This window comes from Dysgonomonas sp. GY617 (assembly GCF_015233815.1).
Lineage (GTDB): Bacteria > Bacteroidota > Bacteroidia > Bacteroidales > Dysgonomonadaceae > Dysgonomonas_A.
Genome location: NZ_JADCLR010000021.1, coordinates 176,739 through 195,640 on the forward strand (window position 1 = coordinate 176,739; position 18,902 = coordinate 195,640).

The following is an 18,902-nucleotide window of genomic DNA, read 5'->3' on the forward strand; positions in this document are numbered from 1 at the left end:
GTAACTATCTGTAAAGTTTACACTTGCAAAAGCGACAGAAAAGGTATTCGCGCTCAAAACTCTCTGCAAATGTACGATTTAGTTATTGTAATACAAAGATAAAGCCGATATAATCAGTGATTTCACAAGATATAACATACAAGAACTATCTTTCAATATTATTTCCTAAATTTGTAATATCGAAATAGAATAAAATATTCAGCAATGGGAAAAGAGTTGGCAAACAATGTCGTGTTTTCAAAAAATGTAGTAGAATTTGTTACAGTTGCTGTACAATACTGCACTTTTTTAGAAAACCCAGAGAATCAAACAAGCAAAGAATACACTGACAAATTAACAAAGCTATTGCCTTTGTTATATTTAAAAGCTGCGTTACTGCCCGAAACAGAAATAGAAGAGGATATATATCCTGAAATAACAGTTACTGAAGATGATTACAATTATATAATATCTAAACTATATACTGCCTACAAAGAGAATGATACTTATCTGGAAGTATTTCTGGAAGACATGAAATATAGTGATACCCCTATCGCAGCAAGTATCTCTGAAGACATTGCAGATATATATCAAGACATTAAAAACTTTATATCCATATACGAGCAGGGTATCGAAGAGAATATGAGCGAAGGCTTATATATCTGTTATGAAAACTTTAAACTTTACTGGGGACAAAAACTAGTGAATGTCCTTCGGGCACTCCATTCTCTAAAATATTCGATAGGCGAAGAAAATCCGGACGAAGACGATTTGGACTCCGATAATATACAAGAAGAGTGGTAAGTACAATATCTAAAGAAGAAATATCGACCTTACCAATAGCCGTTTTTCCGGGACGAATGATTGTGGTACAAACCGAGAAAGAGGCTCAAAAAGCAACCTCTTTCCTAGAGCAGCACAAGGTGATTGGTTTTGATACCGAAACCCGTCCATCATTCAAAAAAGGACTTATCCGAACTATTGCATTGATGCAGTTATCGACCGAAGATACTTGCTTCTTATTCAGGCTTAACTTTATTGATATACCTGAATGCCTTAGTCGAATTCTAATTAGTCCAGACATAAAGAAAATCGGACTTTCTCTTAAAGACGATTTTTCGGCAATAAGAAAGCGTATGCAGTTAGAGCCTAAAAACTTTATTGAATTGCAATCTTTTGTAAAGAAGTTCGGAATAGAAGACAATGGACTACAAAGAATCTACGCCATATTATTTGGAGAAAAGATCTCTAAGAGTCAACGTCTTTCAAATTGGGAAGCAGATATACTGAGCGAAGCCCAACAAAAATACGCCTCTCTTGATGCATGGGCATGTCTACAGATATACAACAAATTAATACGCCTCAACCCCAGTTTAGCAGAAGACAAATAAGGTATTTACGAGGAACCATATTGCTTAAAAACTTATCATATCAATAATATATGAGCTATAAAAAAATTACACTTAAACCGAAGAAAGAAGAATCGCTTCGCCGTTTTCACCCCTGGATATTTTCAGGAGCAGTTGCACAAAAAGATTCGAACCTAACTGAGGGTGAAGTTGTAAACGTATATACATCGAACAACGATTTTATAGCCGTAGGACATTATCAGATCGACAGCATAGAAGTTCGTGTCCTTAGTTTTCAAGAAAGAAAAATAGATTCTGCATTCTGGAAAGAAAAATTAGAGATTGCCTATAATCTACGTAAAGCCATTGGAGTTGTTTCCGACTCTAACAACGCATACCGACTGATTCACGGAGAGGGAGACAACCTTCCTGGGTTAGTAATTGATATATATGGCAATACGGCTGTTATGCAATCGCATTCAGTTGGGATGCACGATTCGAGAAAAGATATAAGCAATGCGCTGATCGAGGTATTAGGCTCAACCTTACAAAATGTATATTACAAATCTGAAACAACTTTGCTTAATAAGCCTAATGTTGTTCCCGAAAATGATTACCTTTTTGGAGGAAAAAACGTAGATAATTTCGCTATTGAGAACGGGTTGAAATTTCAAGCCGATTGGGTCAAAGGACAAAAAACAGGCTTCTTTGTAGATCAGAGAGATAATAGATCTCTACTCGAAAAATACTCGAAAGGAAGATCTGTATTAAATATGTTTTGCTATACTGGAGGTTTCTCTTTTTACGCCATGCGTGGAGAAGCGAAATCGGTACACTCGGTAGACAGTTCAGCCAAAGCAATCATGTTTACTCAAAACAATGTAGAGTTAAACTTCCCGAACGATAGCCGACATGCAGCTTTTGCTGAGGATGCATTCAAATATTTAGCTAAGATAGAAAAAGGCGAACACGACCTCATTATCTTAGACCCTCCGGCTTTTGCGAAACATCGTGGAGCTATCAGAAACGCTCTACAAGGCTATAAAAAACTAAATGCAAATGCTTTTGACAAGATAGCACCGGGAGGCATATTATTTACCTTTTCATGTTCTCAGGTAGTATCTAAAGATGCTTTCAGACTTGCGGTATTCAGTGCAGCAGCTCAATCGGGCAGAAGTGTGAAAATATTACATCAATTAGCTCAGCCTGCTGATCACCCTATCAACATCTATCATCCGGAAGGAGAATATCTTAAAGGGTTGGTATTATATGTAGAATAAGACACCGACAACCGAGAGAGCATCTCGTATTTAAATAAAAAAAGAAGGTACTTTATTAGAGGCACCTTCTTTTTTTAGTATATGAGAACCATCGACCTTAACGGAAAAGGTTACACATTCTTTTTTGGCTTTAAAAATCGGTTTGTCAAATATCTGCGTACCGGTATATCATAGAATTTCAAACAAATATAAGCTAGAATAATACTTCCGAAAAGAACCCCTGCTGCACCAGACAATGATTCTTCAAATGTTAGGTTATCATTCTTTACCCAAGCAAAATACAGATAGATAAATGGGTAATGTACCATATATAAAGGATAAGAAATATCTCCTAAGAATTTACATATCCGAGTAGTATACTTATCGGTGCTTTTTCCAGAAGCCCCTAGATAGACAAGAAGCGGAAAAAAGACAACACAACATAAAGTATCATATATTCCATTCATCCACAGATGTTCAGCTCCACCTATACGAGGTACAGCTAAGAGAGCTATAATAAATAGACTACATATCCAGAAAGCACCCTTTATATTAGTAGGTTTGAAAATACGTGAAAGAAGTAATCCGGCAGAAAAAGAAAATAACAATCGCAAAGATCCTCCCGTAAATTCTGTGCCGGTTAGTGAAAACCCAACACATATATCACCTAATGGCCCCAATATAGCAAATGCCGCTAAGCCGCATCCAACAACAAACACCAACACCGCAAGAGCTTTAGTAGAGAGTTTTCGGATGAACAGTACATAGAGAATATTCCCTATATATTCAAAGAATAGAGACCAACTTGGACCATTTAAAGGAAACATTTCTCCTACTCCTCGAACTTCAGTACCCGGAGTAGCCGGAATTAATAGTGCATTCAACAATGTGGCAACAAGTAATGCCCCAACAGCAACCGTCGACACATCCCAGACAGAACAACCTTGAGTGTAAAACATGATTGCACCTATAATAGCTCCCATCACAACCATTGGGTGAAGACGTATAATTCGACGTTTAAAGAAATCCTTTGTAGTCATTTTCCCCCAGCGATCGTCATAAGCGTAACCAACAACGAAACCCGATAGGATAAAGAAAAAATCGACTGCTAAATAACCATGATTGATTCTTTGATCTAAATGACTGCTTGCAAAAGCTTCAAATATATGGAAACATACTACCATGATAGCCGCCACTCCGCGCAACCCATCGAGTATGTTATAATGTGGCTTAGTATCTGCAAATGCAGCATTAGAGACTTGTGTATTCAGCATAAGATTTATTTCTATTGTTAATATTCAGGCTTTTCGATAGAAATGGCAAAAATACATTTTTTTTCCTTTGCTCGAAAACGATAATAACTTTATGTGAATCTTAGTTTTATATGCTACAGACTAGACATACGATTTTTCTCAATCTCCTATAAGGAATACAACGATTATACTATAAAGCATATTATAGTATATTTAATTCTAAACAAACTACACATAAACAACCTAAGACTACACCCATTTGTAATCTTAGATCATTAAGCCTTTAGATAAAAACATATCGGAAATATAGAAGCTTTAAGAGAAGTTTAAACCTGACAATAAAACCAAGTATTAATAGACCAAGTATACTTTTTTCAGGCAATCATCATTTTCTCTTGTGATCTCCCCCAACTCTTATTCTAAAAGAAAAAGAGGGTTGACAAATAATTTGTCAACCCTCTTTTATATATAAAATCTTCTTTAGAAACTCAATGAAGTCCTAAAAACATATTAGCTAAAATTATAGCCAAAACAATTAATGTAATAACTACATACAAATAGTCTTTCTCAATCAGAAAAGAGAATGCCGAAAAGGCAACCCGAATTATAGGAGTAGCAATAAGTACAAGTACTCCGAATTGAACGATAGCTGCACCATCAAAATCGAGCATACGAGGAAATATAGTATTCAATTCTCGTAAATACTCATCTACACCAAACGCCATTCCCGTAGGAACAGGACTATAATCGACCATAACACCTTTATGCTGATAAAGATAAATGATTCCACCGAATATAGTAATTGCACATGATAACATTACTCCATAGCGCAACAGCTTACCGATGTATTGTTCAACATCGCGTTCGCCCCAAAACTCTCTTGAAAATATATGTTTCATCTCTTTTACAATTTACCGGTTAAACCATTATACATCATTGATATTGCCAAAAAGAAAATTACTATACTGAATAACAATCTAAGTTTTTTGACATTTACTTTCGGCAATAGTTTTGAACCGAAGAAAGCACCAAGCAGAACCCCTACCACAATAGGCATTGCCAATCCCGGATCGATATAGCCTCTCTGTAAGTAAACAACAGCACTAGCGGCAGCAGTTACCCCCACCATAAAGTTACTTGTAGTTGTAGACACCTTAAAAGGTATTTTCATGGCAGTATCCATAGCTAATACCTTTAATGCTCCTGAACCGATACCTAATAAACCCGATAAAACTCCGGCTAAGGTCATCAAAGAGTAACCAGCAGCAACATTCTGAACTTTATAATCTACAACACCTTCTTTAGTAGGATAAGAACCGTTTAACTTGAGTTTCTCGGCTAACTTATCACTAGGCGCAGAAGGGTCTATTTTTTCTTCTTTTTTACTTATAGTTCGTATTGCTGAAAAGATCAGCACACAACCAAAAATAAGAGCGATATATTTTTTATCTAACCAAATAGCAATAACAGCTCCCAAAACCGCACCCGTAGTAGTTGCTATTTCCAAGAACATACCTATTCTAACATTCGTTATACCCTCTTTAATGTAAGCGGCAGCGGCACCCGACGAACTTGCGATCGACGTGACTAAAGCTGCACCAATAGCATAACGCATATCAACTCCAAAACCTAAAGTAAGTAATGGGATTACTACGACCCCACCTCCAAGCCCCGTAAGAGAACCCAGAAAACCGGCAGCTATAGCTCCCAGAAATAAAACAAACGTGAATAATTCTAATGACATATCTTATCTAAATAGTGGAAAATCTACCTCATTTTTCAGCTTCTTTAAAACACTTTTAAAAGCAAATTGTTAAGCCCTTTTCCTTTTTTACTGAATACAAAGATATTAAGTCTGCCTAAATTATTGGTATTATTATATTTTAAATATCTTCACAACGGTGTTCTTATTTAGATTTTTTACATTTGTTACTCTATAAAATTAAAAGTGTATGGAATACAAGTTTTGTGGAAACAGCGGATTAAAGCTTCCTATCCTTTCCTTAGGTTTATGGCATAACTTTGGAGCAATTGACGATTATAATAATTCTCGTGAAATGTTGCTCTATGCTTTCGAACAGGGTATAACTCATTTCGACTTGGCAAATAACTACGGACCTCCTCCGGGAAGTGCAGAGGAAACTTTCGGAAAGGTTCTTAAGAATGATTTATTTGCACATCGCGATGAAATGATTGTTTCGTCTAAAGCAGGACATCTTATGTGGAATGGCCCATACGGAGACGGAGGATCACGTAAATATATTATGGCAAGCATCAACCAAAGCTTGAAACGAACAGGCTTGGAGTATTTTGATATCTTTTACAGTCATCGATACGATAGCGAAACTCCCGTTGAAGAAACGATGATGGCTTTAGTCGACATAGTACGACAAGGAAAAGCTTTGTATATAGGATTATCAAAGTATCCGTACGAAATAGCAAAGGAAGCATTCAGAATATTAAACGAAAATAATGTTCCTTGCCTTATCTATCAAGATCGTTACAATATGTTTGTCCGCAATGTAGAGGAGCAAATGCTACAACTAACACATGACGAGGGTAGCGGATTTATTGCATTCTCCCCCTTGGCACAAGGACTACTCACTAATAAGTACCTGAACGGTATTCCTCAAGATTCGCGAGCAGCAAAAGCAAGCGGTTTTCTTCAACAAGATCAGGTTACATCCGAATCTATTGAGAAATCGAAACTATTAAATGAGTTAGCCCTAAAACGCAATCAAACTCTTGCTGAGATGGCTCTAGTATGGGTCTTAAACAATCCTTATACAACTTCCGTTATATTGGGTACAAGTTCAGTGAAGCAACTTAAGGATAATATTGCCGCTCTAAACAATCCTCACTTTTCAGCAGAAGAATTACAATTAATTGACAACATTTTAAAATAATGATAAGAATACTTCAATATATATTTACACTATCTGCTATCATCTTATTCTCAGCTTGCGCTAAAGAAGAGAATAAAGTTAGCTCTGTTCCTTTCGGAAGAGTTGATTTTGACATAGAAACTCTAATAGAACATGAATTTAACAATTCTTTTTATTGGAAAAAATACATGAAAGTGGGATATGCGGGAGTTATAGTAATAAGCAGCAATCTGCAAGACGTATCAGTAATGAACATCTATGCCTATGATTTATGTTGCCCCTACGAAGCTCCGATAAAAAATGAGATACAAGTATTGAGCAACCGTTTACACGCTCAATGCCCAAAGTGTAAAACGGTTTACCATATTGCAGATGGAACAGGCAGGGTGATTCCCTTTAAAGACGGAGCAGGACAAATAATATCTACCCCTGGAACAGAACGCTTAAAAAGATATAACGTAATACGTGAAGGCACTCGATTTAGAATAAGAAATTAATGAATTTCATCTTTCATTTATTACTTTGAGGAATAGGACACTAAGCCTAACAACCAGTATAGATTGGAATAATAAATACTGAGCAATATTTAAAAAGTGACAAATTTGTTTGTCAAATCAAAAAAAGATTCTACATTTGCACTCGCATTTACCGAAGTAGTTTGTAACGACAAACGAAAGTAGATCTTCATTTTGCGAAAGTAGCTCAGTTGGTAGAGCACGACCTTGCCAAGGTCGGGGTCGCGGGTTCGAATCCCGTCTTTCGCTCATAGGCTGCTCGGATGGTGGAATGGTAGACACGCAAGACTTAAAATCTTGTGACCATATGGTTGTGCGGGTTCAAGTCCCGCTCCGAGTACAGGTTGGGATTTAACAGTTTTTTTACTGTTAAATCCCATTTCTTTTTTTGAGCAATCACCTATATTATAACTATTTATATTAAAGAAATTATTGATTTCAAGAGGTTCAATATAACTGTTTTCTTTATGAAAAACAATTCCCTTTGGAAATATCATACTTTGAAAACGTTGTTTATCACCTAAATCTATTTTACTCCACATTTTCAGTGGGTTATACACCATATTAATAGCATGTTTTAGGTAGGTATCAAGGTTCAACATGGAACTTTCGTGTTTGTCTATTTCATTCTCAATCTCTACTATTTTCTTCTCAGTATTTTCTATATTGTTCCACAAAATATCTTTCTTTTTAGGATGTGTTTCAAGTGCCCAATTACCTTCTAATATTTTTAGTTGTGTCCTCAATTTAGATACTTCTGTTTTCATTTGCTGTGTATCTAACTTATCTTGTTTGTTTAGGTTATTAAAGACCTTTGTCAGCTGTTTTTCAAATACATCTTTTGATATACCATTTACCGATAAATTAGATAAGTAGTCTTTAAACACTTCGTGTATTTTGATTACTTGGTTATTGAATTTACACCCTTTACGAGAACACACATAATAATATACTTCCCTATTGTATTTCTTTTTCATTTTGGTAGACATAGAAGCTGTTGCATTATAACCACAGCAAGGACATTTTAAAGCACCTAACAGTATCGCCCACTCTTTTTCTTTCTTCTGCTCATATCCACCCGTATACTTCAAACTAAGCACCTCATTTACCTTTAAAAACGTTTCTTCTGATATGATAGGGGGATGATTACCATTAACAACTTCCCCATTTAAGAAATTATGTACCATCTTTCCACAATAAAATGGATTTTTCAATACCTCTGATAGTTTTTGTTTAGTGATATGATACCCCAATTTAGCTAAACGTTGTATAATTTCTTGATTGGTTAGCTTTTCATTTGCTTTCCATTCAAAAGCTTTCTTTATAAACTCACCTTCTTTGTTAATGGTTATAGTTTGTTGCTTCTTCGTTGTCTTTTGGTCATAGCCTCTCGGAGCTTTACCAACCCATCGACCTTTAAGTAATGCTGCTCGGCTGAGGTCTTTTGTGGTTTGGGCTTTTTCTTCATTTTCAAAATTAGCTGTTGCCAATTCCATTCTTTGGCAAAATTTCCCTGCTGCTGTTTTGGGGTTATAATTACTCATTGCTGATAATACAATAATCCCCATAGATTCTAATTCTTCAATGATGGTAGTACTTCCCGTCCTACTAAATCTCTTAGTATTATACACTACTACATATTTGATATTTAGTTTCTTATTTCTTCTAATAAAGGTTAACATTTTGTTAAACTCTTTTCTCTCTTTATCAGTCTTTGCACTCTCAAAGACCCCACCAAAAGGTTCTCTCACGATATTTAGATGATACCTTTCTGCATATTTCGTGCATACATCAAGTTGCACATCAAGACTTTGGTTTTCTTCTTGTTCTTTTGTAGAAACCCTGTTATACATTACTGCATTCCCTGGGGTTATATCTTTGTTAACTTCATAACCTTTCGCAAAAACTTTAAATAATTCTTTATTCATAACCAGTATTTTTAACTTTTTTATTTTTACAGGTATTATATACCATTACTGACAACATAGAAACTATATCTATTATTTCTGTTGCTTCTTCTTCTGTTACGTTTTCATACCCTTCAATTTCTTTTAATTCTTGATATGTTAGTTTTAATTCTTCATGTTCTTCAAACATTGGTAAGTTAATTTACCATAGTGGCAAGCCACCTTATTTTTCGGCTTGTATTCGCTACAAGTAAGCGTCTGGAATCATCATAGACATAGCATCTCAAAGTACGCTCTTAAACAATCTACATTCTTGGATAAATCCCTTATATATCATTACATAATTTTTTCTTCTAATCATTATTTTCACATTACCAATACCTAATACAAATCAAAAAAACAGCAATACAAACCTATCCCCAATGTTTCCATTGAGGGCAGATTATTCATAATGCTGTTTTTTGATTATATTAACAAATATACTTTTTTTATTTTTCATTCCCAAATGGATTTTCAGATTTTGAAGAAAAATTTTTCTGGAATTTTTTTGAAGTGAGATACACACAAGATAATGTACTCGATTTTAGGGGGTATCGTTTTCTTATCTTTTAGTCAGATGGATACGTAGGTAGGGGGCGGGGTATGGGATACCTACCCCACTGTTAAATTATAGCTTTTACTTTTCGTAATGTGTTTACGCTAGTTCCCGTTATCTTTGTAATGTTTCTGAGCGAATAACCCTTTCTGAGTAGTTTTACATCTTCTGAATATTGGTCTTTCATTACTTCATCATCCTTTTTATAACCAACCTTGCGACCAACACGACCACCATTGGCTAGATGGTTTTTGTATCCTGATTCAACTCTTTCTCTAATAGTTTTACGCTCCATCCGTGCCACTTCTGCAAGTATGGTGATTAAGAATTGAGACATTGGGTTAATCTCCTTATCTAATGTTAGGGTTTCAATATTGTAATTTTGGATATATAATGAAATCCTGTTTTGGTTTAGTAATTCAATGGTTTGCAAAGTCTGTAAAGTATCCCTACCTAATCGACTAAGTTCTGTTACCAAAACTTTATCTATATCATTGGTATTAACAAACTCTATCAAATCCATTAATACAGTTCTTTCTGAGTTTTTCTTAGCACCGCTAACCATCTCTGCAAATACTTTTACGACCTCACAGTTGTTTTGACTTGCGTACACTGTCAAATCATTTATCTGACGTTGATAATCTTGCGTTCCATTTGCACTACTTACCCTTGCATATATTACTACTCGTTTCATTATGTTATCATTTATGATTACTGTTCAAAAGTAATTATAATTAATATATCTACCAACAAGAACAGTAGTTATTTTTATTATATTTACTATTTTGTGGTATATTTGTAGGATGAAAGAGAAGGAATCACAACAAAGGCAAGTTATCCATGTCCATGTTCTGGATACAGATGAGCATTACTATTTCGGGTCAATACAGGCTATCTATGACACTTTTACTAAGGATGATATTGGCATAGCTGCACAGACTCTATATAATAGGGGATTAAAGGAAAAGTATATGAATGACAGAATAGTGATTAGAAAGGGTATCCTACAACAAAAGAAACATTCGCCAAAGTAGTTAATCTATTGTGATGAGGTTGATTATAGTAGTATCTAATGATTTTGCTATATTTAACAATGTACCAATAGTAAGGTTTGTCTTTCCTGATTCAATTCTACTCATATTCGATTTTTCGTAGTTACATCGTGCTGCAAGTTCAGCTTGACTAATATTTTTTTCTTCTCGTATCTTCTTGATGTTCCTACCAATAGCAATAAGCAAATCTTCTTTATTCATAAATTTTTAATTATCATATTTGATAACTAAAGAAAATGCTATTATCTTCGCACATGGTTATCATAAATGATAACTAATATTTAATTAATTAAAACTTATTTTTCATGAAAAAACTTTTCATTCCATTGTTAATGGTATTTGTTGTATCTAGTAGCATTCAGGCACAGGATACTAAAAATTCTTTACAAGCTAATCTCCTGTATGGTTCTAAGATTGAAACAGCGGGCTTTGGGCTTACTTTTAACCTCACTGGTAAAAAACACGAATTTTCGCCATCTATCAATGCTTATCTTAAAAAAGATGGGGTAAGCCTAAAAGAAATCAACTTTGATTACCATAGATTGTATGGTATTGGCAGCAAGGTTAAAGTATTTCCTATCATTGGTTTTGGAATTAATTCATGGGAAGGCAGTGGTGCAGAAAACGAAACAAAGTTTGGATTGAATTTAGGTCTTGGTGGTCGGTATGACATCAATGATAAATTTCATGCTGGATTTCAATACAAATACAGTGCTATGAGCCACTCAGGGTCTCAAAGCGTACCAACGTTAACAATAGCTTATAAACTTTAATCACAAACTTAATTTATATATAATATTATGGAAAAGAATAACTTAAAACATTTTACATTTCTTCTAATATCATTCTTAATGCTTAGTTTCTCATCTTGCAGTAAAGATGATGACGATAACAGCAATCATTCTCAGTCTATTGAGTTAACTATAAATAATAGTTCCATAAATACATTTTCAGATTTAAGCGGCATCACTTATCGTGTTCCGAATTTGACAGGAACGAAATCATTAACTGCTACAATATTCATTGATGAGGATAATAGCACTCATTTATCTATCCAATTTCTCAATTTGGATTTAGATAATATCAAGGTTGGTGATGATTTGTCTAACCACAAATCGTATGAAGTGACTTTATATTATAAAAAAGAAATGTATCTTCTTAATAGTTTATTTGTCAATGCGGACAAATTTAAGCAATATAAAGGTCAGGTTGTCGTAACTGAATATGACAAATCGAAACAATCCATGAAGTTAGAGTTCAAAAATATTACTTTACCTCTAAACAAAAATATGTATCCTGATTATAACTTTCTAATGAAAGTTAATGGATATATAAAATGTGATATTGAAACTGAATAATCATTTTAATCTTTTAAGTTAAACTGACACAAATAAGAATGTATCAATAAGTCTTTTTATAGATTATATTGATACATTTTTATTTTCACACAAAAATTTGGATTCTCAAACATGGGATAATGTGTATTCACCTAAATTGCGATAAACAGCCATTTTCAGAGGGATAAAAAAGACCTTATACTAGAGGTGTTATCAACCACTAATCTCAGGTTAATTTTTGACGTATTGAGGTCAGAATATTACTTGAATTATGGGTTTTGTTATACATTTCTGTATGTAGCTGCTTATATTTTTTCATTTTTTCGGTTAGTCCACTACGAGATGAATATATATTGTAATCTTTCAATTCTTGTTCTATTTGTTTCAAATTACCATCACAAGATTGTAGGTTCTTCATCATCTCATAGGTTTCTGCATTCTTAATATTTGATGTATCCATAATTTCACCATTACCAAAAATTTTGTTGAATTGTATAAGTAATGGATTAGCTTTTGATGTAAAAACATTATTTATGTGAGTAGTTGGTATATTCAAATATTTCTTCATTTTATATTCTTTATCCAATACTATCTCAAAACGTGTTTTACCTTTAAAATAATCAATGATGTTTTTTGAATTATCAACCATTGATAGAAAATCTTTGTTTTTTTCTATCTCTTTTTCTTTATCATATATAACAAGACTTTCTTTCAGTTTTTTTGTTGTCACATCTTTAAAAAATCTTATTCCTTGATTTTCGTAGTGTTCCCATTTATAGAGTCTGTAATTTCCAACACATCGGTTTAAAGTACAATAATCGTTGTGGCTTAATTGATATTCTATATCTTTGGTGACATCTCCTGTTATATAGCAATCTCTATAAATTGCATCTGTATCGAGAGTACAGATTCCAAGCTTATTAATATTGTTTATACATTGTTTGAATGTGCTATGTGTTATTAATTTAGGATAATCATCTAATAGAACTTTTGAAGAAAATTCCAATGTTAATGATTGAGAAGGATAACTAACAGCAATATATAGATTATATGGTATTGATTTATCATTTTTAGAAATATAATCTATTCCTATTATGTTTCCATTTGTATAATCTCTATTTTCACGAAATTCAACAAATCTATTTATTAGATATTCTTTTTTAGTTCTAATTTTTATAGTATCAAATTTTATAAATTCATTATCATAACTATTCATTTTAATTAAACATTTTACTTTTTATTATTTTACAGATTATATAATTGAATAAACTATGTAGTCTGTAGCATACATTTTCCCCACCTTGATAGTAGTGATATATAAATCTTCTTTTTCTAAAGAATAATGTTTTAAATTAAAAAGTCAATAGTAAATGAATGTGTTTTTATTAAAATGAAAAAAACTTGTCTATTGACAAGTTTCAATTATATAATATAAATTTATTGTAGTTGCGTGCGATCCCGCACGCTTATGAAATAAAAAAAATTAGAATGGGAAATCTTCAACTTTATCTATATTACTAATTAATTCTTTGTTATTATTATTTACAATAAATAAGGCTCTTGCTAATAGTTCGTCATAAGTTACAATATCAATATTTCGTAAATTTCTACGATACAGTTCAAATGTTTTTTTCTTTATTATATTCTCTTTTGTATCTCCTTGAAATTGCTCTGTGTGACCTATTATAAGAATTGCTTTGGGGTCAATTGTTGCCTGAGTGATAGGTTGTCCTTTGTTATCATATCTTTTCTTCTCTGCATTTAATTCCCATTCAGCTTTTTGTGTGAGAATCTGAGATACTGCATAAGTTAGGTCTTTGGATAATTGCCATGATTCTGACCTATTTTTATCTTTTTCAAATAAAAATGTATCAGGTCTTTTTAGTTCAACAATTACTGTAAAATTATTATCTCCTAATAAAAAATCTGATTTGACTTCATTTTTACTATCAATATCAACTCCTGAAACAGATGCTTCTTTTTGGATTATATTAAGGAATTTATAGTCTAGTCCATAACCGAAAATCCATGAATTTTCATTGAAGAATTTTTGCCAATCAATTTCATTATAGGCATAAGGCTTGGTTAGATTCTTTTGAAATTCTTCCAAACCATCTTTTCGTCCAGATAGAATATCTAAATCTTCTTTTGTGAGAATATTATTTTTCAGAGTATCAATTAAAGCTTTTCTTTCATTGCTATTTAAATGTTCTAACTGTTTTATTATGTCTCCAAAACCTTTATCTACTAAAATCTTATTCGGGTCAGGATTAGTTAAATTTATGAGAATTTTTTCACTGCTAATCAAATCTTTTTCTTCAACAACAAATCTTTCTTTGTATGAAAAATCTAAGAATTTTAGGTCACTTAGGAATTTTAATAAAGCAGCAAACTCTTTTTGATTAAAGGTAAAACTTGTTTCTTTTATAGGTGTTATGGTGTTATCCTCATTCTCAACAAATTTTTGTAGAGTGAATTCCATAAGATTAGTATCTTGATGAGAATAAACAACTGCGTTAACTTGAATTTGTTTACCTAAAACGTTATAGTTCCTTAGAGTAATTTCGCCTTTCGCATTGACTGATTCAACAAATTCAAAACCTGTATCTTTTTCAAAGACTTTCTTTATATACCTTTGTTCAGTAGTTACAATCCTTCCTTTAAATTTGAAAGAACGAAATGCTTTACTTACATATATTCGTCTTGGTGTTCTTGCCTTGAAGTAATCATATTCGAGTTCGCTTTTTTTCTTTCCCATATTTTAAGGTATGTAACTAAGATATTTACAAATTTACAAAAAGTTAAATTCTTTTTATAATATACTCTATTCAAAAACAATTAAATTTGTTAGACAAATATTTTTAACTTCAAAATTATAAATATAATGAAAGAAGATACACCCCCACAAGTCATATTGGATAGTTATCGTATAATATATGACTTAAATGGAATTCCACAGCCACCATTAAATTTTAGGGCTAATGTGCCTGTCAATTCATCAAAAAAAGAAGTTGCTCTTTATTACATTGAAGATAACATACTAAAAAATATTGAAGGTAAAACACCCAATGTATATATTCATGAGGTGGAAAAATTAGATTAGAATCTTCATGGCTTCGGAATCCACTCCCTCAATTCATAAATCAAGTCTAAATCTTCAAGAAATTGGTTCGAGAATAGAACGCTTAAGGGTAGGATAATTCTTTTATACATCATCGAACCACGCCTGTAACGTTAATGTACTTCATAAAATCAATAATCTTTAAGAAACCCACTACAAGGTTTCAGTAGTCTGATATCTTATTGCACAAAAAAAACCGCTAATCATTTTGTTATCAACTATTCTCGCTTTTGAAATTCTCGCTAATCCCGCCTTTATTACTTTTACCCGCCTTTAAAGCTTATCTCAATTGGAGTTGCAATTTTTATCAATTGCTCTAGTTTTCGTCTATTTCTTCTAACATCAATCTTTTTTGAAAGCCAAACACAAAAGAAGATAAAGTTATCAAACTCAACAAATCCTGTTAGTTCAATTATTGGATTCTCTTTAAACTCAGCTATACGAATTTTAGCTTGTATTCCCCTACATGGCAAAGATTCAGATAAATTAATATTAGGACTTTGGTAATGCGATTCCATATACTTTTGTTGATACTCCAATAATTTATCTAGAGATTGTATATCATCATCTTTCTTCCAAAAATTTACATATGCAAATTCCTTTTCAGTAAATGCATCATCCAAAATGAATCCTCTTCTGTAAATTGTACATATTGCTCCTATTCTATCGTCTTTCTTCGCATCAATAACGCAACCAAAAGGAGCTTCTATAAAAACACTATTATTGTCAGTATATGGAAAAGCAACAAGTCCTTGAAACTTCTGTAACTCTTCAAAAGTACAAATATCTAACTCTAAATGTGTAGGAGCATTAGCTGCCCTCTCTAAAGCTGATTTAGTATATCCATTAGGAGCAATCATTATTCCCTTGTCAGCACCTAAATCATCAAGCATACCTATAAACTCTTCTACATTCTTTACATTGATAGGACTTGAATATCTTTTACAGTCAATAATAGTAGTATTCGAGGAGTCTCCAAATTGATACTTAACTTGAACATCAATTTGTCTACTTCTATTTGAATACCTGCCTCTTTGCTTTTCATTTTTGGTTACAGTTCCACCTTCAAAATGAGACTGACACAAATCAAAAACATCTTTTTCGTACTTCTCCCAATCTTTCATGTTATAGGTTCAATATTAAATTGCAATATAATAAATATATGGATATTAAGGGCTACTCTAAAAACTCAACTAATAAAGGTGGGAGATATTAATGTAGGTAGTTTCACTACTGAAACAAACAAATTTAATTATGCTCTAACCTCACATCAAAAAACACAAATAAACTTTACTCGCTACATCATTATGCCCTCAAAGTTAGTATACTTCATAAACTCAATAACCTTTATAAAGTCCTCTATAAGTGTTCGATAATCTGATACCTTATCGCAATCAAAGGGACTACTTCTGTAATACCTTTAATACTTTCATAACATTAGGTGAGTGTTGCAGAAAATCAACCACCTTTAAAAAGTCTAAGTATAGGTTCAATATTTCGAGGCTCTCTTGTACACAAGGGGACTTAACAGATTTTTCGCTGTTAAGTCCCTTTTTTCTTTTGTTATAGTTCAACAATTAAAAGAAAAAAAATGGATGAAAAAATAATTTCAAGACTAAAAGCACTTGGCATACCAGAGCTTGAAAATATTAACTCTTTAAATGAACTAAACGGCGATTACATCAATCTTGAAAGTCTATTGCCAAACGGAAAAACAGGTAAAATTTTAGAGGACAATAAAAAATATCTTGCAGCACAAATTGAAATACCTAACAACGAAGAATGTTACGGGATAGCTGCAGACGAAACTATGATAGCAGTTTTCCGTTACGGTTGCGGAGGCAAGGATAGCAAACTTGTTGCATGGATAAGATTATCGGATTAACGACCATTTTCATAATCTCTTTTCCACATTCTCATTCCACATATCTAAAGCGAAATCGCGAAACTCTTTCGGAGCATTTCTGAAGTTGTCATCAAATTTAAAATCTCCTCCGTATGATTCGTTTTTACTTATGCGAATCTTATTTTCTCCACGCATGGCATACTTTTTATCACCCTCATACATAATTATTTTCATTTCCTCCGGACTCACATCTCCATGACAACCCTTCATATACATTATCCAAACTTCTGCAATACCATTCTTATCCAGATCTGTCACCTTAAAAGTATTGTCTATAAACTCAGCAAAAATATCTACGGGACAATCCGAAATAAAATCATAAACCTTCCAAGTCAGATTATACTGCTTATTGTTACCATTCAATAAATAATGATAACCGAACAATTCAGCATCACCTCCATCAGATTCATGCTTAAACTTTGGACTGATGTAAATACCCGTTTCAGCTATCAAGGCAATATGTTCGCCTAACCTATCCCTCCATGATATTGCATCTTTAAATTTTCCCTCAAAAGAAATTTCGGAAGGCAAATTCTTTTCTTCTATATTTTTAATTGAAGAGACACTATCATGCACTATTTTAATTTCTCTATTTTCGGAGGTCTCTTTTATTACTTGAGTATCATTCTTTACTTTAGTTTGGCATGAAAGCAGTAAAAACAGCAGTATTACAAAGCAAGCAACTTTATTCATTTTTTCGATATAGGTATAGTTAAAGTAATCGTTAGTCGGTTCAAATATAAAGATATAATTTAAAAATTCCGAATAGACACCACTCTACGCAAAGAAAGACCAATCTAATAGATTAGCCTTCCCCCGCCTTCATACCACATGACAAATCGATAAATATTAGCTAGTTGGTTGTACAGATAAATTGCAGCACTGTCATGTCTCTAATTATTGATTTAGAAAATGAATTAAAATAGACTCATGTTAGTTCAGCATGAAGGAAATACATTTCAGAAACAACATTACACAAATGAAAATAAAATTATCGAAAAATAAAGTCCCGAAACAACTTGTAATAACAACGCCTACGCTTGTAATAACCAAGCAGTTTTCTCAACTTATTTTTATACATTTGCTATAATTAAAATATTTCATTCCCATATTCGATACAAATAAAAAAACATTGTAATGAAAACAGATAACGCAGCCACTAAAAAAAAGCATCAGGGACGCAATGTTAGGCGCTTACGTCAAGCTTTGGGCATCAAGCAGGAGGTAATAGCTTCTGCATTAAACATTACCCAACAAGCGGTTTCTCTTTACGAACAAAAGCAAGAAATTGATGATGATACTTTAGTGAAGATCGCACAAGCTTTGAACGTTTCTGTTGAATTAATCAAAGAGCTAGAAGAAGACCCTGCCAACGTTTATATCGAAAACAACACTTTCGAGAATGGCAGCCAAGTAGGAGCTATCGTTGGAGTAATGGGAGAGAATACAACTATCTACAATCCTATAGAAAAGATTATCGAATTATCCAATGAAAAGACCGCTCTTTATGAACGCCTATTACAAGTAGAGAAAGAAAAAACAGCCCTATTGGAAGAGTTACTAAAAGAGAAGAAGTAATTCAGAAAACTTATACCATCAAAGCTCGTGATTCAAATCATGAGCTTTTTTCTTTATATGCCCCACCCTGTTTATTGTTACACATCTTTAATCACTCTTAACAACAACTTAGCAATCTCGAAATACCTATTTAACCTTATTGGATTTCATTTGTAGAAATTTAATA

General features: G+C 32.9%; 21 protein-coding genes, 2 tRNA genes and 1 pseudogene. 13 read left to right on the top strand and 11 right to left on the bottom strand.

Annotated features, from left to right (window positions below; all coding sequences use genetic code 11):
• The first annotated feature begins 204 nt into the window (after positions 1-204).
• The 3 genes from IR022_RS10620 to IR022_RS10630 are packed head-to-tail and all read left to right on the top strand — an operon-like array spanning position 205 to position 2,608.
• Positions 205-783, top strand: coding sequence for a DUF5063 domain-containing protein (locus IR022_RS10620; RefSeq protein WP_194203678.1), 579 nt, complete (start codon positions 205-207; stop codon positions 781-783).
• Positions 777-1,370, top strand: coding sequence for a 3'-5' exonuclease (locus IR022_RS10625; protein WP_050708211.1), 594 nt, complete (start codon positions 777-779; stop codon positions 1,368-1,370). The genes IR022_RS10620 and IR022_RS10625 overlap by 7 nt, the downstream gene beginning before the upstream one ends.
• A gap of 50 nt (positions 1,371-1,420) precedes the next feature.
• Complete coding sequence (locus tag IR022_RS10630) at positions 1,421-2,608, top strand: class I SAM-dependent rRNA methyltransferase (protein WP_194203679.1); 1,188 nt, start codon at positions 1,421-1,423, stop codon at positions 2,606-2,608.
• A gap of 110 nt (positions 2,609-2,718) precedes the next feature.
• Here the strand turns inward: IR022_RS10630 and IR022_RS10635 are convergent, their stop codons facing one another.
• The 3 genes from IR022_RS10635 to IR022_RS10645 form a co-directional block, all read right to left on the bottom strand.
• A complete protein-coding gene (locus IR022_RS10635) occupies positions 2,719-3,861 on the bottom strand; it encodes an acyltransferase family protein (RefSeq protein ID WP_194203680.1) in 1,143 nt (380 codons plus the stop codon).
• Positions 3,862-4,328: 467 nt separating this feature from the next.
• A complete protein-coding gene (locus IR022_RS10640; RefSeq protein ID WP_050709239.1) occupies positions 4,329-4,739 on the bottom strand; it encodes a DUF1634 domain-containing protein in 411 nt (136 codons plus the stop codon).
• Between the two features lie 5 nt (positions 4,740-4,744).
• Complete coding sequence (locus IR022_RS10645) at positions 4,745-5,584, bottom strand: sulfite exporter TauE/SafE family protein (RefSeq protein WP_050709238.1); 840 nt, start codon at positions 5,582-5,584, stop codon at positions 4,745-4,747.
• 208 nt (positions 5,585-5,792) lie between these two features.
• Between IR022_RS10645 and IR022_RS10650 the strand changes: the two genes are divergently transcribed.
• The 4 genes from IR022_RS10650 to IR022_RS10665 all read left to right on the top strand — a co-directional run bounded on the left by IR022_RS10650 (position 5,793) and on the right by IR022_RS10665 (position 7,580).
• Positions 5,793-6,746 (top strand): aldo/keto reductase, encoded by a 954-nt coding sequence (locus tag IR022_RS10650; RefSeq protein ID WP_194203681.1) that lies wholly within the window; start codon positions 5,793-5,795, stop codon positions 6,744-6,746.
• Positions 6,746-7,222 (top strand): hypothetical protein, encoded by a 477-nt coding sequence (locus IR022_RS10655; protein WP_194203682.1) that lies wholly within the window; start codon positions 6,746-6,748, stop codon positions 7,220-7,222. The genes IR022_RS10650 and IR022_RS10655 overlap by 1 nt, the downstream gene beginning before the upstream one ends.
• A 194-nt stretch (positions 7,223-7,416) precedes the next feature.
• Positions 7,417-7,489 (top strand) — tRNA-Gly (locus IR022_RS10660).
• An 8-nt stretch (positions 7,490-7,497) separates the two neighbouring features.
• Positions 7,498-7,580 (top strand) — tRNA-Leu (locus IR022_RS10665).
• Between the two features lie 763 nt (positions 7,581-8,343).
• On the opposite strand, the pseudogene IR022_RS20365 reads toward IR022_RS10665, so the two are convergent.
• From IR022_RS20365 to IR022_RS10680, 3 genes and pseudogenes are all read right to left on the bottom strand, one after another.
• Positions 8,344-9,168 (bottom strand): annotated as a pseudogene (locus IR022_RS20365) (recombinase family protein); the annotation flags it as partial.
• Complete coding sequence (locus IR022_RS10675; RefSeq protein WP_194203683.1) at positions 9,161-9,337, bottom strand: hypothetical protein; 177 nt, start codon at positions 9,335-9,337, stop codon at positions 9,161-9,163. The gene IR022_RS10675 and the pseudogene IR022_RS20365, both read right to left, overlap by 8 nt.
• Positions 9,338-9,809: 472 nt before the next feature.
• Complete coding sequence (locus tag IR022_RS10680; RefSeq protein ID WP_194203684.1) at positions 9,810-10,436, bottom strand: recombinase family protein; 627 nt, start codon at positions 10,434-10,436, stop codon at positions 9,810-9,812.
• A gap of 109 nt (positions 10,437-10,545) precedes the next feature.
• Here IR022_RS10680 and IR022_RS10685 point away from each other — a divergent pair, with 109 nt between their 5' ends.
• Positions 10,546-10,776: a hypothetical protein gene (locus tag IR022_RS10685; protein WP_194203685.1), complete on the top strand. Its 231-nt coding sequence runs from the start codon at positions 10,546-10,548 to the stop codon at positions 10,774-10,776.
• Here the strand turns inward: IR022_RS10685 and IR022_RS10690 are convergent, their stop codons facing one another.
• A complete protein-coding gene (locus IR022_RS10690) occupies positions 10,777-10,995 on the bottom strand; it encodes a helix-turn-helix domain-containing protein (RefSeq protein ID WP_166199423.1) in 219 nt (72 codons plus the stop codon).
• Between the two features lie 104 nt (positions 10,996-11,099).
• Between IR022_RS10690 and IR022_RS10695 the strand changes: the two genes are divergently transcribed.
• Together IR022_RS10695 and IR022_RS10700 are read left to right on the top strand one after the other, a co-directional pair.
• Positions 11,100-11,567, top strand: a complete 468-nt coding sequence (locus IR022_RS10695) for an outer membrane beta-barrel protein (RefSeq protein WP_194203686.1) — start codon at positions 11,100-11,102, stop codon at positions 11,565-11,567.
• Positions 11,568-11,594: 27 nt separating this feature from the next.
• Positions 11,595-12,152, top strand: coding sequence for a hypothetical protein (locus IR022_RS10700; protein WP_194203687.1), 558 nt, complete (start codon positions 11,595-11,597; stop codon positions 12,150-12,152).
• Positions 12,153-12,357: 205 nt separating this feature from the next.
• On the opposite strand, the gene IR022_RS10705 is transcribed toward IR022_RS10700, so the two are convergent.
• On the bottom strand, positions 12,358-13,347 hold the full coding sequence (locus tag IR022_RS10705; RefSeq protein WP_194203688.1) for a hypothetical protein: 990 nt from the start codon (positions 13,345-13,347) through the stop codon (positions 12,358-12,360).
• 267 nt (positions 13,348-13,614) lie between these two features.
• Positions 13,615-14,889, bottom strand: a complete 1,275-nt coding sequence (locus tag IR022_RS10710) for a Shedu immune nuclease family protein (protein WP_194203689.1) — start codon at positions 14,887-14,889, stop codon at positions 13,615-13,617.
• A gap of 126 nt (positions 14,890-15,015) precedes the next feature.
• On the opposite strand from IR022_RS10710, the gene IR022_RS10715 reads away from it, so the two are divergent.
• Positions 15,016-15,234, top strand: coding sequence for a hypothetical protein (locus tag IR022_RS10715; protein ID WP_194203690.1), 219 nt, complete (start codon positions 15,016-15,018; stop codon positions 15,232-15,234).
• 281 nt (positions 15,235-15,515) lie between these two features.
• Here IR022_RS10715 and IR022_RS10720 read toward each other — a convergent pair whose 3' ends face one another.
• Positions 15,516-16,376: a restriction endonuclease gene (locus IR022_RS10720; RefSeq protein ID WP_194203691.1), complete on the bottom strand. Its 861-nt coding sequence runs from the start codon at positions 16,374-16,376 to the stop codon at positions 15,516-15,518.
• A gap of 467 nt (positions 16,377-16,843) precedes the next feature.
• On the opposite strand from IR022_RS10720, the gene IR022_RS10725 reads away from it, so the two are divergent.
• On the top strand, positions 16,844-17,137 hold the full coding sequence (locus tag IR022_RS10725; protein WP_050709207.1) for a hypothetical protein: 294 nt from the start codon (positions 16,844-16,846) through the stop codon (positions 17,135-17,137).
• Positions 17,138-17,146: 9 nt separating this feature from the next.
• Here the strand turns inward: IR022_RS10725 and IR022_RS10730 are convergent, their stop codons facing one another.
• Positions 17,147-17,851 (bottom strand): M949_RS01915 family surface polysaccharide biosynthesis protein, encoded by a 705-nt coding sequence (locus tag IR022_RS10730; RefSeq protein ID WP_194203692.1) that lies wholly within the window; start codon positions 17,849-17,851, stop codon positions 17,147-17,149.
• A 444-nt stretch (positions 17,852-18,295) separates the two neighbouring features.
• Between IR022_RS10730 and IR022_RS10735 the strand changes: the two genes are divergently transcribed.
• On the top strand, positions 18,296-18,736 hold the full coding sequence (locus IR022_RS10735; protein WP_194203693.1) for a helix-turn-helix domain-containing protein: 441 nt from the start codon (positions 18,296-18,298) through the stop codon (positions 18,734-18,736).
• The last annotated feature ends 166 nt before the right edge of the window (positions 18,737-18,902 follow it).